At 71.8% G+C, this 13,572-nt stretch carries 16 protein-coding genes; all 16 read right to left on the bottom strand.

Annotated elements, in window-relative coordinates:
* Positions 1-7: 7 nt before the first annotated feature.
* The 16 genes from lgt to rpoZ all read right to left on the bottom strand — a co-directional run bounded on the left by lgt (position 8) and on the right by rpoZ (position 13,541).
* Positions 8-982, bottom strand: coding sequence for a prolipoprotein diacylglyceryl transferase (gene lgt / locus BLT21_RS01060; protein ID WP_091497785.1), 975 nt, complete (start codon positions 980-982; stop codon positions 8-10).
* Between the two features lie 43 nt (positions 983-1,025).
* A complete protein-coding gene (gene trpA / locus BLT21_RS01055) occupies positions 1,026-1,820 on the bottom strand; it encodes a tryptophan synthase subunit alpha (protein WP_091497780.1) in 795 nt (264 codons plus the stop codon).
* Positions 1,817-3,076, bottom strand: coding sequence for a tryptophan synthase subunit beta (gene trpB, locus BLT21_RS01050; RefSeq protein WP_091497777.1), 1,260 nt, complete (start codon positions 3,074-3,076; stop codon positions 1,817-1,819). The genes trpA and trpB overlap by 4 nt, the downstream gene beginning before the upstream one ends.
* On the bottom strand, positions 3,073-3,849 hold the full coding sequence (gene trpC / locus BLT21_RS01045) for an indole-3-glycerol phosphate synthase TrpC (RefSeq protein ID WP_091497774.1): 777 nt from the start codon (positions 3,847-3,849) through the stop codon (positions 3,073-3,075). The genes trpB and trpC overlap by 4 nt, the downstream gene beginning before the upstream one ends.
* A gap of 1 nt (position 3,850) precedes the next feature.
* Positions 3,851-4,078 carry a DUF6704 family protein gene (locus BLT21_RS01040; RefSeq protein ID WP_091497770.1) on the bottom strand — a complete coding sequence of 76 codons (228 nt, stop codon included), beginning with the start codon at positions 4,076-4,078 and terminating at the stop codon, positions 3,851-3,853.
* A 47-nt stretch (positions 4,079-4,125) separates the two neighbouring features.
* Complete coding sequence (locus tag BLT21_RS01035; protein ID WP_256335869.1) at positions 4,126-4,713, bottom strand: Trp biosynthesis-associated membrane protein; 588 nt, start codon at positions 4,711-4,713, stop codon at positions 4,126-4,128.
* 14 nt (positions 4,714-4,727) lie between these two features.
* Positions 4,728-5,084 (bottom strand): phosphoribosyl-AMP cyclohydrolase, encoded by a 357-nt coding sequence (gene hisI, locus BLT21_RS01030; protein WP_091497763.1) that lies wholly within the window; start codon positions 5,082-5,084, stop codon positions 4,728-4,730.
* A complete protein-coding gene (gene hisF, locus BLT21_RS01025; RefSeq protein ID WP_091497758.1) occupies positions 5,081-5,845 on the bottom strand; it encodes an imidazole glycerol phosphate synthase subunit HisF in 765 nt (254 codons plus the stop codon). The genes hisI and hisF overlap by 4 nt, the downstream gene beginning before the upstream one ends.
* 1 nt (position 5,846) lies before the next feature.
* Positions 5,847-6,689, bottom strand: a complete 843-nt coding sequence (gene hisG, locus BLT21_RS01020) for an ATP phosphoribosyltransferase (protein WP_091497754.1) — start codon at positions 6,687-6,689, stop codon at positions 5,847-5,849.
* 40 nt (positions 6,690-6,729) lie between these two features.
* Positions 6,730-6,993, bottom strand: coding sequence for a phosphoribosyl-ATP diphosphatase (locus BLT21_RS01015; protein ID WP_091497750.1), 264 nt, complete (start codon positions 6,991-6,993; stop codon positions 6,730-6,732).
* 53 nt (positions 6,994-7,046) lie between these two features.
* Complete coding sequence (gene rpe / locus BLT21_RS01010; RefSeq protein WP_176786778.1) at positions 7,047-7,724, bottom strand: ribulose-phosphate 3-epimerase; 678 nt, start codon at positions 7,722-7,724, stop codon at positions 7,047-7,049.
* Positions 7,725-7,741: 17 nt separating this feature from the next.
* A complete protein-coding gene (locus BLT21_RS01005; RefSeq protein WP_091497740.1) occupies positions 7,742-9,094 on the bottom strand; it encodes an RsmB/NOP family class I SAM-dependent RNA methyltransferase in 1,353 nt (450 codons plus the stop codon).
* Positions 9,091-10,008 (bottom strand): methionyl-tRNA formyltransferase, encoded by a 918-nt coding sequence (gene fmt, locus BLT21_RS01000; protein WP_091497737.1) that lies wholly within the window; start codon positions 10,006-10,008, stop codon positions 9,091-9,093. The genes BLT21_RS01005 and fmt overlap by 4 nt, the downstream gene beginning before the upstream one ends.
* Before the next feature lie 8 nt (positions 10,009-10,016).
* Entirely contained in the window at positions 10,017-11,981 is a 1,965-nt protein-coding gene (locus BLT21_RS00995; RefSeq protein ID WP_091497734.1) for a primosomal protein N' family DNA-binding protein, read from the bottom strand.
* Entirely contained in the window at positions 11,978-13,171 is a 1,194-nt protein-coding gene (gene metK, locus BLT21_RS00990) for a methionine adenosyltransferase (RefSeq protein ID WP_091497730.1), read from the bottom strand. Before metK ends, BLT21_RS00995 begins: the two co-directional genes overlap by 4 nt.
* 115 nt (positions 13,172-13,286) lie before the next feature.
* Entirely contained in the window at positions 13,287-13,541 is a 255-nt protein-coding gene (gene rpoZ / locus BLT21_RS00985; RefSeq protein ID WP_023950606.1) for a DNA-directed RNA polymerase subunit omega, read from the bottom strand.
* Positions 13,542-13,572: the final 31 nt, after the last annotated feature.

Here is a 13,572-nt window from a genome sequence, read left to right as displayed (position 1 = left end):
TGGGGAACTACTGCTTCGAGGTGACTGCGCTTGTGGCGCTGTCTGCGTGAGCTTCGGGCGTCGGGGGTGCGCTCAGATCCACGAAGTCTTCGGTGCTCTGCGATTGTAGCGCGCTCGGAGCGACCCACTCGCGTCCCGGCTGATACGGCGTCGGCTCGTCACCGAGGTGCCGCCGCGACTGCACGACGATGATGGCGACGCCGACCGCGATCGCGAGGATCGCCGCCCAGACGTTCGTGCGGAGCCCGAAGAAGATCTCGCTGGGGTCGATGCGGATCGACTCCCAGACGACCCGGCCCGCGCCGTACCAGACGAGGTACAGGCCGAAGAGCTTGCCCCACTGCGCCCAGGTCTTGCGCCCCACCCACAGCAGCACGAGCACGCCGATGCCGTTCCAGACGACCTCGTACAGGAAGGTCGGGTGGAAGAGCGTGTCCGGCGCGAGGCCGGCCGGGAAGGCCGGGTTGTCGCGGTCGATCTCGAGGCCCCACGGCAGGTCCGTCGGCAGCCCGAACAGCTCCTGGTTGAACCAGTTGCCGAAACGGCCCATGGCCTGGGCGAGCAGGAGGCCGGGGGCGAGCGCGTCGGCGAAGCTCCAGAACCGGATGCCCGTCCACTTGCACCCGAGGTACGCGCCCACGGCGCCGCCGATCAGGGCGCCGAAGATGGCGATGCCGCCCTCCCAGATGAACAGCACGGCCCAGGGGTTCTTATCGGGACCGAAGTAGAAACCGGGGTGGGTGAGGACGTGGAACGCCCGCGCACCGACCAGCGCGAGAGGCACGGCGAGGAGCGCGATGTCGATGACGACCCACGGCTCGGCGCCGCGCCGCGTGAGGCGGTGGTTCGTGATCAGCGTCGCGATGATGATGCCCGCGATGATGCACAGCGCGTAGAAGTGGATGCGCAGCGGACCCAGGTCGATGTAGCTCACCGACGGGCTCGGGATGCTCGCGACGAGCGTGTGTGCGGCGTGGATCATCGGATCGTCCCTCGGGATTCGGCGGTCGTGCGACCGGAAAAGTCTAGACGCGCTCGCGCGCCGTGCCCGCAGCCAGCGCTCGACCGGTGTCGGCCAGGGCGGCGAGCCCGCCGTCGCGAAGTGCGCGGACGAGAGCGGTTCCGACGATCGCGCCGTCGGCGTAGTCGACGACGCCCGCGACCTGGTCCGGCGTCGAGATGCCGATCCCGACGCAGGCGTGGACGTCGCCGAGGGCGCGGAGACGTCCGACGAGCGTGCGGGCGGCGGCGTCGAGCTCGGCGCGCTCCCCCGTGATGCCCATCGTCGACACGGTGTAGACGAAGCCGGTCGAGGCCTCGACGATCATGCGCAGCCGCTCGTCGGTCGAGGTGGGCGCCGCGAGGAAGACCCGGTCGAGACCGGTGCGGTCGGATGCCGCGATCCAGTCCGGCGCCGCATCCGGGGTGATGTCGGGCGTGATGAGCCCGGCCCCGCCGGCCGCCGCCAGATCGTCGGCGAAGCGGTCGACGCCGTACTGGAGGACGGGGTTCCAGTAGGTCATGACGAGGATCGGCACGTCGACGCGCGCGGCGATCTCCCGCACCGCGGTGAATGTGTCACGCAGGCGGAAGCCGGCCGCGAGCGCGGTCTGCGTGGCCTCCTGGATGACCACGCCGTCCATCACCGGGTCGCTGTAGGGCGGACCGAGCTCGAGGACGTCGGCGCCCGCCTCCGCCAGCGCGACGGCGGCGTCGATGCTCCCCGCGAGATCGGGGAACCCCAGCGGCAGGTAACCGACGAACGCACCGCGCCCTTCGGCGTGGGCCGCGTCGATGGCGGCCGCGACGCGCGAGCTCACAGTTCCACCCCTTCGCCGGAGGCGGCGTCGTCGTGCGCGGGCTCAACCACCGGCTCGGCGTCGGCGTCGTACAGCTCGAACCAGCGCGCGGCGGTGTCCATGTCCTTGTCGCCGCGACCCGACAGGTTGACGGCGATGATCGCTTCGGGGCCGAGCTCGCGCCCGATCCGCAGCGCGCCCGCGAGGGCGTGAGCGGACTCGATGGCCGGGATGATGCCCTCGGTGCGGCTCAGGAGGCGGAGCGCCTCCATCGCCTCGGTGTCGGTCGCCGGGATGTACGACGCACGACCGATCGAGGAGAGCCAGGCGTGCTCGGGACCGACGCCCGGGTAGTCCAGGCCCGCCGAGATCGAGTGCGACTCGATGGTCTGTCCGTCCTCGTCCTGCAGCACGAAGGTCTTCGCGCCGTGCAGCACCCCGGGTCGACCCCGCTCGATCGACGCGGCGTGGCGCTCGGTGTCGACTCCCTCACCCGCAGCCTCGACGCCGTAGAGCGCGACGCCTTCGTCGTCGAGGAATGCGTCGAACATGCCGATCGCATTGGATCCGCCGCCGACGCACGCCACGACCGCGTCGGGCAGGCGTCCGGTCTCCGCGAGCAGCTGCTCGCGGGCCTCTTCGGAGATGATCTTCTGGAAGTCGCGGACCATCGCGGGGAACGGGTGCGGACCCGCAGCCGTTCCGAAGATGTAATTGGTCGTCTCGACCGACGCGACCCAGTCGCGGTACGCCTCGTTGATGGCGTCCTTCAGCGTGCGGGAGCCGGTCGTGACCGGCACCACCTCGGCGCCCAGCAGGCGCATGCGCGCGACGTTCAGCGCCTGACGCTCCGTGTCGACCTCACCCATGTAGATGGTGCAGTCGAAGCCGAACAGCGCGGCGGCCGTGGCCGTCGCGACGCCGTGCTGTCCTGCTCCGGTCTCGGCGATCACGCGCGTCTTGCCGAGACGCTGGGTGAGCATCGCTTGGCCGATGACGTTGTTGATCTTGTGCGATCCGGTGTGGTTGAGGTCCTCGCGTTTGAGGAAGACCCGGGCGCCGCCGGCATGCTGCGCGAAGCGCGGGACCTCGGTGAGCGCCGACGGCCGACCGGCGTAGGTGGCGAGCGTGCGCGTCAGCTCGGCCGTGAAGCCGGGGTCGGCCATCGCCGACTCGTACACGGCGGTCAGTTCGTCGATGGCCGCGATGAGCGACTCCGGCATGAAACGCCCGCCGAAGTCGCCGAAGAACGGTCCGTGCTGGTCTCGCAGGCTCATGCGCCGGCCTCCAGGAATGAGTGCAGCGTCGTCACCGGGTCGTTCGTCACGAGCGCTTCGCCGATCAGGACGGCGTCAGCGCCCGCGCGACGGTAATGCGCGACGTCCGCGGGGGTGAGCACCGCGGACTCCGCGATCTTCACGGCGTCTGCGGGCAGGTGCTCGGCCAGGCGGCCGAACAGGTCGCGGTCGAGCTCGAATGTGGAGAGGTCACGGGCGTTGACGCCGATGAGACGCGCGCCGATGTCGGCCGCACGGTGCACCTCGTCGAGCGAATGCGTCTCGACCAGCGGCGTCATGCCGAGCTCGAGGACGAGCTCGTGCAGTTCGGCGAGTACCGGCTGGTCGAGCGCCGCCACGATGAGCAGCACGAGGTCGGCGCCCGACGCCCGGGCCTCGAGGACCTGATACGCGTTGGCGATGAAGTCCTTGCGCAGCACGGGCACCGAGACCTCGGCGCGGACGGCCTCGAGATCGGCGAGGCTGCCCTTGAACCTGCGGCCCTCGGTCAGCACGGAGATGACCGACGCCCCACCCTGCTCGTAGCGCGCAGCCTGCAGCGCCGGGTCGGGGATGGCCGCGAGGTCACCGCGCGACGGGCTCGCCCGCTTGACCTCGGCGATGATCTTGACCCGCTCGGCCGGAGCGAGCGCCGCGAGGGCGTCGCGTGCCGGGGACTGAGCGAGCGCTTCGCGCTCGACGACGTCGAGGGGACGTCCGGCCGCACGGGCCGCGGCGTCCTCGACGGCGCCGGCCGTGAGACCGGCCAGCACGTCAGTGCGCTTTCGGGGTGTACTTGTCGCCGTAGGCGCCGTAACCCGCCTTCGACATCGCCCAGCCGACGACGAGACCGATGACGAGAAGACCCACCGATGCCCAGACGAGCACCGGCATGTCGAGCCAGAAGAACAACGTTCCCAGCGCGAAAGCGACGAGCATGATCACCACAGCCGTCCACGCCGCCGGGGAGTGTCCGTGGCCGGGGTCGCCGATGTTGCTCATTGTTCTCCTTCGCGGGATTTCTCGGGCTTCGGACAGTCTACCGGGGCTCAGGCCGTCGGATCGGACCCACGGCTCAGGTCGTCCCAGGAATCGATCGGATCATGGGAGTCGTGCGGGCGCGAACCGCGCGGTCGGCTCGTCTCGGCGACGGCGTCTGTGCGGTAGCGGCGGGCGGTGCTCTGCCACGAGCGCGCGCTGACGAGCGTCAGCACTCCCCCGGCGCAGACCGCGAGCGCGCCGACGGCGGTGATCCAGGGCCACGCGGTCACCGTGATCGATGAGACGAGTGTCTCGACGGCGGCGACGCCCATGAGCCCGGTCGAGTCCGCGACGACGCCGACGACTGCCGCAGGCGGGGCCGTGACGGCGATCCGGAGCGACTCCGCGAGGAGCGCGACGCCGATCAGCACCCCGATGCCGCCGAACACGTAACGCAGCACCGTGCCCACGATGGAGATCGCGAGGCCCAGGGCCAGGGCGGCCAGCCCGAGAGGCGTGACGAGCGGCAACGCCTCGGTACCGGGCACGGGGAGCACGGCGTGGGCGCCGTCGCGCAGCGTCGCTTCGAGCCACGGCTGCGTCGATCCGATGACCGCCAGACCGCCGCCGAGCACGGCGGAGAGAACGGCGGTCATGCGCGAGCGACGCGTCATGACGGGGCCACCACCGGATCGAGGTCGTCGGCGTCGAAGCACGTGCGGGTCCCGGTGTGGCAGGCGGCGCCCACCTGCTCGACGGCGATCAGCACGGCGTCGCCGTCGCAGTCGAGACGCGCGCCGTGCACGAGCTGGATGTGACCCGAGGTGTCGCCCTTGCGCCAGTACTCCCGACGTGAGCGCGACCAGAAGGTCACGCGACCGGTCGTCAGCGTGCGGCGCAGCGCTTCGGCATCCATCCAGCCGAGCATGAGGACCTCGCGCGTGTCGTGCTGCTGGATGATGGCCGCCACCAGTCCGGTGTCGTCGAACGAGACGCGCGCGAGCCGCTGCTCGATGCTCTCGCTCACCGTCGGACCTCGATCCCGTCCGCGGCGAGAGCATCCTTGACGTCGCCGATCGAGAGCTGCGCGGAGTGGAATACCGAGGCGGCGAGAACGGCGTCCGCCCCGGCCTCGATGGCGGGGGCGAAGTGCTCGGCCGCGCCGGCGCCGCCCGAGGCGATGACGGGCACGCTCGACAGCTCGCGCATGAGACCGATGAGCTCCAGGTCGAAGCCGTCCTTCGTCCCGTCGGCGTCGATCGAGTTGACGAGCAGCTCGCCCGCGCCTCGATCGATCGCCTCGCGCGCCCAGGCGAGCGCGTCGATCGACGTGGCGGTGCGGCCGCCGTGCGTCGTCACCACGAAACCCGACTCGGTGCCCGGTGCACGCTTGACATCGAGCGAGAGGACCAGCACCTGTGCCCCGAACCGATCGGCGATCTCGCCGAGGAGGGCGGGGCGTGCGATCGCGGCGGAGTTGACCCCCACCTTGTCGGCGCCCACCGACAGCAGCCTGGCGACGTCGTCGACCGATCGGACGCCGCCGCCGACGGTGAGCGGGATGAACACCTGCTCGGCCGTGCGACGGACGACGTCGTACGTCGTGGCGCGGCCATCGACGGTCGCCGTCACATCGAGGAAGGTGAGCTCGTCAGCGCCCTGCTCGAAGTACAGCCGTGCCAGCTCGACGGGGTCGCCCATGTCGCGGAGATTCTCGAAATTGACGCCCTTGACGACCCGTCCCGCGGCGACGTCGAGGCACGGGATGACGCGGCGTGCCGGTGTCACGTCACAGCCTCGCGTTGTCGATGGCGGTGACGAGGATCGCGCGCGCACCGATGGCGTAGAGCTCGTCCATGGTGGTGTTGACGCCCGACCGCGGCACCATCACCCGGACCGCGACCCAGGCGGGATCGCGCAGCGGCGAGATCGTGGGCGACTCGATGCCACCGGCGATCTCGACCGCGCGGTCGACGAGCTCCGCCGGCAGGTCGTAGTCGACCAGCACGTAGCGCCGGGCGACGAGCACCCCGCGCAGTCGGCGCAGCAGTCGCTCGGTGCCGTCCGCGTCGTGGGGTCCCGCGATCAGCACGGCCTCGGAGCGCAGGATCTCCGGACCGAACACCTCGAGCCCGGCCTGGCGGAGCGTGGTGCCGGTCTCGACGACATCGGCCACGGCGTCGGCGACGCCGAGTCGCACGGCCGACTCCACCGCGCCGTCGAGCGGGACCAGATCGACCGCGATGCCGCGCTCGTCGAGGAACGCGTCGACGAGGCCCGGGTAAGACGTCGCGATGCGCTTGCCCGCGAGCTCCGCGACGTCGGTGAACGTCCCGGTCGGCGCGGCGAAGCGGAACGTGGAGCCGGCGAACCCGAGTCGCTCGATCTCGCGCGCGCCCGGCATGCGGGCGTCGAGGAGCAGGTCGCGGCCGGTGATGCCGACGTCGAGCGCGCCGGACCCGACGTAGGTCGCGATGTCCTTCGGTCGCAGGTAGAAGAACTCGACCTCGTTCAGCGGGTCGATGACGTGGAGGTCCTTGGAGTCGCGCCGACCGGTGTACCCGGCCTCCGCGAGCATCTCGGCGGCGGTCTCGGCGAGCGATCCCTTGTTGGGAACGGCAATGCGCAGCATGGGGGTCTTTCTGTCTCAGAGCGGGAGGACGGGGCGTCGCTCAGAGATGTCGGTAGATGTCCTCGGGGCTCAGACCCTTGCTGATCATGAGCACCTGGAGGTGGTAGAGCAGCTGCGAGATCTCCTCGGCCGTCTCGACGTCGGACTGGTACTCCGCCGCCATCCAGACCTCGGCGGCCTCCTCGACGATCTTCTTGCCGATGGCATGCACGCCGCGATCGAGCTGCGCGACCGTGCCCGAACCCTCGGGACGGGTCGCAGCGATCGAGGTGAGCTCTGCGAACAGGGCGTCGAACGTCTTCACCTAGCCAGGGTACCGGGCCCAGCGGGGGTCGCCGACCGCGCGCGACGCTCGCGTCAGTGTCGGTGGGCGCGGCGGGCCTGGTCGCGCAGGCCCGCAATGGCGGCATCGGGCTCGGCGGCGCCGAAGACCGCGGAGCCGGCCACGAACGTGTCGGCTCCCGCTTCGGCAGCCTGCGCGATGGTCGACTCCGAGACGCCGCCGTCGACCTGGAGCCACACCTGCGAGCCGCGGCGTCGGGCCTCGTCGGCCAGCCGGCGGAGCTTGGGCATCTGATCGGCCTGGAAGCTCTGTCCGCCGAAGCCCGGCTCGACGGTCATGACGAGGATCTGGTCGAACTCGTCGAGGACGTCGAACAGGCCCTCGACGGGTGTCGCCGGCTTCACGGCGACACCGGCGCGCGACCCGACCGCGCGGAGCCGGCGGGCCAGCGCGACGGGATCGGTTGCGGCTTCGAGGTGGAACGTCACACTCGCGGCTCCGAGCTCGGCGTACCCCGGACCCCAGCGGTCGACGTCGGAGATCATCAGGTGCACGTCGAGCGGCACCGGGCTCGTCGCCTGGATGCGCTCGACCATCTGCGGACCGAACGTGAGGTTCGGCACGAAGTGGTTGTCCATGACGTCGACGTGGACGAAGTCGGCCGACCCGATGCGTTCCAGCTCACGCTGCATGTTGACGAAGTCGGCGGCCAGGATGCTGGGATTGATGCGCACGGCGTCGGGTTCGCTCACGCGCCCATTATCCCCGCTCACCGCTTCTGGAGCAGGGTGATCGACATCGCGTCGGTACCGTGCCTGTGCGGCCAGAGCTGCGCGCGGCCCGATCCGTCGTTCTGGTCGGGCAGGTCGATCGCGTCGCGCGAGATCGACCGCAGCACCTGGCGGGCGTCGAGCTCGTCGAGCTCGGGGTGGGCGCTGCGCACGTCGGCCACCACCACGGCCGTCTCCGCGAGGTGGGGCGAGCAGGTCACGTAGGCCACGAGACCGCCCGGGGCGAGCGCCCCGACGGCGGCATCGAGCAGATCGCGCTGCAGGGCGCTCAGATCGGGTACGTCGCCGGGGGTCTTCCGCCACCGGGCCTCGGGGCGGCGCCGTAGCGCCCCGAGGCCGGTGCACGGCGCGTCGACCAGGATGCGGTCGTAGCGACCACGACCGGCCCGCTGGCGGCCGTCCTCCTCCGAGACCGGCACCTCGAGCGGCACGCCGGAGAGCGAGGAGCGGACCAGGCGGGCGCGTGCCGAGGATATCTCGTTCGCCTCGAGCGCCGCTCCCCCGGCCAGCGCCTCGGCGGCCAGCACGGCCGTCTTCCCTCCCGGTGCCGCGCACAGGTCGAGCCATCGCTCGCCCGCCCGTACGGGCCGTGCCCGCGAGAGCGCCAGAGCGGCGAGCTGAGAGCCCTCGTCCTGAACACGGATGCGTCCCTCGGAGCGGCGGACGATCGGCTCGGGGTCGCCGCCGTCGAGCCGGAAGCCGAGGGGCGAATAGGGGGTGCGCGCGCGGTCGGACGGGATGTCGGCGAGGCCGGGGAGCGCCGTCATGGTGACACTCGGTGAGACGTTGTCGGCGGTCAACATGTCTTCGAGCTCGTCGGCCCGCCCCTCCGCCGCGAGCGCACGGCGGAACGCTCGGATGACCCACACCGGGTGCGAGAAGCGCAGACCGAGCCGCTCGTCCTCGGAGCGCGCACCCTCGCCGACGCGCTGCAGCCAGTCGCCCGGGTTGTCGCGCGCAACGCGGCGCAGCACGGCGTTCGCGAAGCCCGCGGCGTTGTGCGCCCCGGCGCGTCGCACCAGCTCGACGCTCTCGTTCACCGCGGCGTGCGAAGCCACCCGCGTCGACAGGAGCTGATGCACCCCCAGCCGGAGCGCGTCTCGCACGGGCGGGTCGATCGTCTCGACCGATCGCCCCGAAGCCTGCTCGATGATCGCGTCGTACGTCCCCTGACGGCGCAGGGTGCCGTACGTGAGCTCCGTCGCCAGGCCCGCATCCGCCGGAGAGAGACCGGCGCGGCGGAGCTCCTGGGGCAGCAGGAGGTTGGCGTAGGCGTCCGAATCGGCGACGGCGCGCAAGACGTCGAACGCCACGCGGCGAGCCGGGTTCACGATCCCGCCTCGAGGCTCGCGGCGCGCTGGCCGCGCCACCAATCGGCCGCGGGCATGGCCCCCCGGCCGGCCGGCTGCACCGTGAGGAGCGACACCGTGCCGTCGGAGGTCCCGACGAGGACCTCTTTGCCGACGAGACGGATCTCGCCCACCGCGAGGGCGGCCTCGGCCCCGCGGCGAGCGGCGATCACCTTGAGTCGCTGACCCGCGATGGTCGTGTGCGCGCCGGGTTCGGGCGTCGTCCCGCGGAACCGGTCGAGGACGATGTCGGCGGGCACGCCGAAATCGAGCAGGCCGTCCGTGATCGTCAGCTTCGGGGCGACGGAGACCTCGCCGTCCTGCGGCCGCGCGACCGCGCTGCCGTCGGCGATGGCATCGACGACGCCGGCGAGGGTGTCGGCACCCAGATCCGCGAGCTCGGTGAGCAGCTCCCCCGCGGTCGCGCCGCGTTCGACGGTGTGCCGCGTGCGCGCGAAGACGTCGCCCGCGTCGAGTTCGGGCACGAGCTGGAAGACGCTCACCCCCGTGACGCGGTCGCCCGCGATGAGGGCGTGCTGGACGGGCGCCGCGCCGCGCCAGGCGGGCAGCAGGGAGAAGTGCAGATTGATCCAGCCGTGCGTGGGCGCCGAGAGCAGAGGCTCACGGACGAGACCGCCGTACGCCACGATCACCCCCAGATCGGCTCCCCAGGACGCGATCGCCTCGGTCGCGGCCGCGTCGAGACGGTCGGTCTTCACGACGGGCAGGCCGAGCTCCGTCGCCATCGCAGCCACGGGCGAGGGCGTGAGCACGCGTTTGCGCCCGAGCGGGGCGTCGCGTCGCGTGACCACCCCGACGATCTCGTGAGCCGAGTCGGCGAGGCGACGCAGCGACGGGAGAGCCGGTTCGGGGGTGCCGGCGAAGACGATGCGCATAGCGCTCCTCACAGATCGAGATCGGGCACGTCGAGACGCACTCTGAGTGTATTGCGCGGGCCGGGGGGCGCCCCGCGCCGGCGTCGCCCGCGCAGTGCTGCCGCGACGACCGAGGCTCGCAGCGATTCCGCCACCCCGCGGCCCAGGGAGTATTCGAACCGAACGAGGGCGCGCACGACATCATCGTGGGGAACAGGCCCCAGCACCGCCGACTCGGACAGCTCGGGCACATCGTGCCGGAGCTGAGCGATGGCCTCCGGCACCGCCGCGGCAGTGCCGTCGATCGCGGCGACGCGCACCGTCGGCGGCATGTGCAGCGGCGCGCGCTCGGCGAGCTCGGCCCGCGCATACGCGGCCTGGGTCCAGGTGGCGAGCGCGCGGGCGGCCGGGCCGGCGACGCCGACGAGGTGGACGGGCGCTCCGGGGGCCGCGAGCGCCGCGGCGTCCGACCACCAGCGCAGGCACGCCTCGGCGATCCGCAGCTGCTCGGTCATGAGCATCCGATCGCCGTCGAGCAGGATGACGGCACGGTACCCGCCCGGCGCGAACGGCTCGGCCCCGCGGGTCGCGATGACGAGCGCGGGTCTGGCGTCGACGTGCGTGAGCTGGTGCTCGCCGTCCGAGACGATCACGCGCGTGTTCGGGAACGCGCGCCCCAGTTCGTCGGCCGTCCGCTCGCTGCCCGATGACGCCATGCGCAGGCGGTGCGACGAGCACGACGCGCATGCCCACGCGGGCGCGGACCGGCCGCACCACGCGCACTCCGGCACCGCCCCCGGGCGTCGCGCCCGGAGGGGGCCGGCGCAGTGGGCGCAGCGCGCGGGCGTGCGACAGTCGGCGCACACGAGGACGGGCGCGTATCCCGGCCGCGCCACCTGGACGAGGACCGGACCGTGCGTGAGCGCCTCGCGTGCGGCGGCGAAGGCGGCGGACGGCACGCGGGTCCCGCGCGACTCGCCCTCCCGCGTCGCGGACAGCACGATCCTCGGGCTCTCCCGTCGGCGCGCCGAGATTTCGCGCACCCAGCCCAGCGCGACGAGCCGTTCCACGTCGGTCGAGCGGGTGAGGCCGGCGAACACGAGGGCGCAGTCCTGCAGCTCCTGCCGAACGAGGGCGGCATCGCGGGCGTGCACGCCGGGGCTGAGCGGTTCGGCGAGCAGGGGGTCGCCGTCGTCCCACACGATGACGGCGCCCACGTCGTGCGCGGGTGCGTAGACGCTCGACCGGTTGCCCACCACGATGCACGGCACCTCCGCGAGCAGGCGGAGGTAGCTCGCGTACCGCTCCGGGCCCGACCGACGCGCGTCGTCTCGCACGACCGCCGCCGCGTCGACGTGTCTCTCGAGGACGGCGAGCACGTGCGCCTCGTCGCGGTGATCGGGAACGACGATGACCGCGCTCCTGCCGCGTGACAGCGTGAGCACTGCCGTCGCCGCAAGGAGCTCCGCCCAGGCCGGAACGTCATCGGACGGGCGCGGCGGCGCGTCGACGGCGATGCGCTCGCCGCCCTCGACCGCACTCGCGAGGTCGGGGTACGCCGCCACGACGTCCGCTGCCCAGCCCCGGTCGCCCTCGTCGACCGCCGGAGTCTCCGGCGCACCCGCGGCCGTCCACGCCTTCTCAGCCCGCACCATCCGCTTCGGGATCACCAGGCGCAGGATGTCGCTCGCCGACCCCGCGGCCCGGTCGGCGGCGCGACGCGCGTGCGCATAGAGCCGGGCGGGCAGCACCTCGACCCGCGAGACCACCTCGTCGAGCTCGGAGAGGGGGCGGTCGCCGTCGGCTTCGTCGCCGAGCTCGACCAGGTATCCCTCGACAGTCCGCCCGACGGTTCGGAGCGGCACCTTGACCCGCACCCCCGGGACGGCCGCGGCGAGCAGACCGTCGGGCACCGCATAGTCGAACAGCCGGTCGAGCTGCGGCAGCGGAGAGTCGATGAGGACGCGCGCGACGCGCCGCGAGGCGCCGGTCACAGCCCTGCGGCGGTGCGCAACTCCTCGACGCGGTCGGTGCGCTCCCACGTGAACTCGGGCAGCTCCCGACCGAAGTGACCGTAGGCAGCCGTCTGCGCGTAGATCGGCCGGAGCAGGTCGAGGCGGTCGATGATGGCCTGCGGGCGCAGGTCGAAGACATCGCGGATGGCGGCCGAGATCGCCTCGTCGGAGACGTGGCCCGTGCCGAACGACTCGACGTAGAGCCCGACCGGCGCAGCACGACCGATGGCATAGGCGACCTGTACCTCGAGCCGGTCGGCCAGACCCGCGGCGACCGCGTTCTTGGCGACCCAGCGCATCGCGTATGCCGCGGAGCGGTCGACCTTGGACGGATCCTTGCCGCTGAACGCGCCGCCCCCGTGACGTGCAGCGCCGCCGTAGGTGTCGATGATGATCTTGCGCCCGGTGAGGCCCGCGTCGCCCTTGGGCCCGCCGACGACGAAGGGGCCCGCGGGGTTGATGACGTACTCGACGTCGGACAGGTCGAGTCCCGTCTCGGCGAGCACCGGCTCGATGACCTCGGCCTGGACGGCCGCGCGCAGCGCCGGCAGCGAGATGTCGGGCTGGTGCTGCGTCGACAGGACGACCGTCTCGACGGTCCGGGGGACGGCTCCGTCGTAGCCCAGGGTGACCTGGGTCTTGCCGTCGGGGCGGAGGAACGGCAGCGCACCGCTGCGGCGCGCCGTGGTCAGCCGCTCGGCGATGCGGTGCGCGGTCCAGATCGCCATCGGCATCAGCTGCGGCGTCTCGTTCGTCGCGTAGCCGAACATGATGCCCTGATCGCCCGCGCCGAGCGCGTCGGCGGGATCGACCGATCCCTGCTCGCGGTGCTCGAGGGCGTTGTCGACGCCCGCCGCGATGTCGGCCGACTGCTCGCCGATCGAGACCGTCACACCGCACGAGTCGCCGTCGAACCCCGTGTCGCTCGAGGTGTAGCCGATGCGGTTCACCACTCCGCGGACGATGCCCGGGATATCGGCGTACCCGTCCGTGCGCACCTCGCCGGCGACGTGGACGAGGCCCGTGGTGACGAGAGTCTCCACCGCGACCCGCGAGCCCGGGTCGACCGTCAGCAGGGCGTCGAGGATGCTGTCGGAGATCTGGTCGCAGATCTTGTCGGGGTGACCCTCGGTGACGGACTCGGACGTGAACAGGCGCAGCTGGCTCATCGGGACTCCCTGTGGGGCAGGACGGAACGGGGCGGGATCGGGATGGAGACGATTCTGCCCGCGGCGGCCGACATCCGGCTGCCGCGGGCAGAAATGTGACGGGACGAGCGTCGGATCAGTCGAGCGAGCGCAGGCGCAGCTTGTCCTCGTGGATCTCGTGCATCGCGATCGTCAGCGGCTTGTCCTCGACCGACGAGTCGACGAGCGGACCCACGTTGTCGAAGAGGTTGCCCTCGTGCAGGTCGGAGTAGTAGTCGTTGATCTGACGCGCGCGCTTGGACGCGTAGATGACGAGCTGGTACTTGGAGTCGACCTTGTCGAGCAGGGCGTCGATGGGCGGGTCGATGATGCCTTCGTTGCTTCCGGCCATGGCGGATCCTTCCGGGATCGATGTCGGTGGA

The sequence above is a fragment of the Microbacterium sp. cf332 genome (genome assembly GCF_900102175.1).
Classification (GTDB): domain Bacteria; phylum Actinomycetota; class Actinomycetes; order Actinomycetales; family Microbacteriaceae; genus Microbacterium.
The sequence above is the reverse complement of the archived record's forward strand: the minus strand, read 5'-3'. Positions and strand labels throughout refer to the sequence as shown.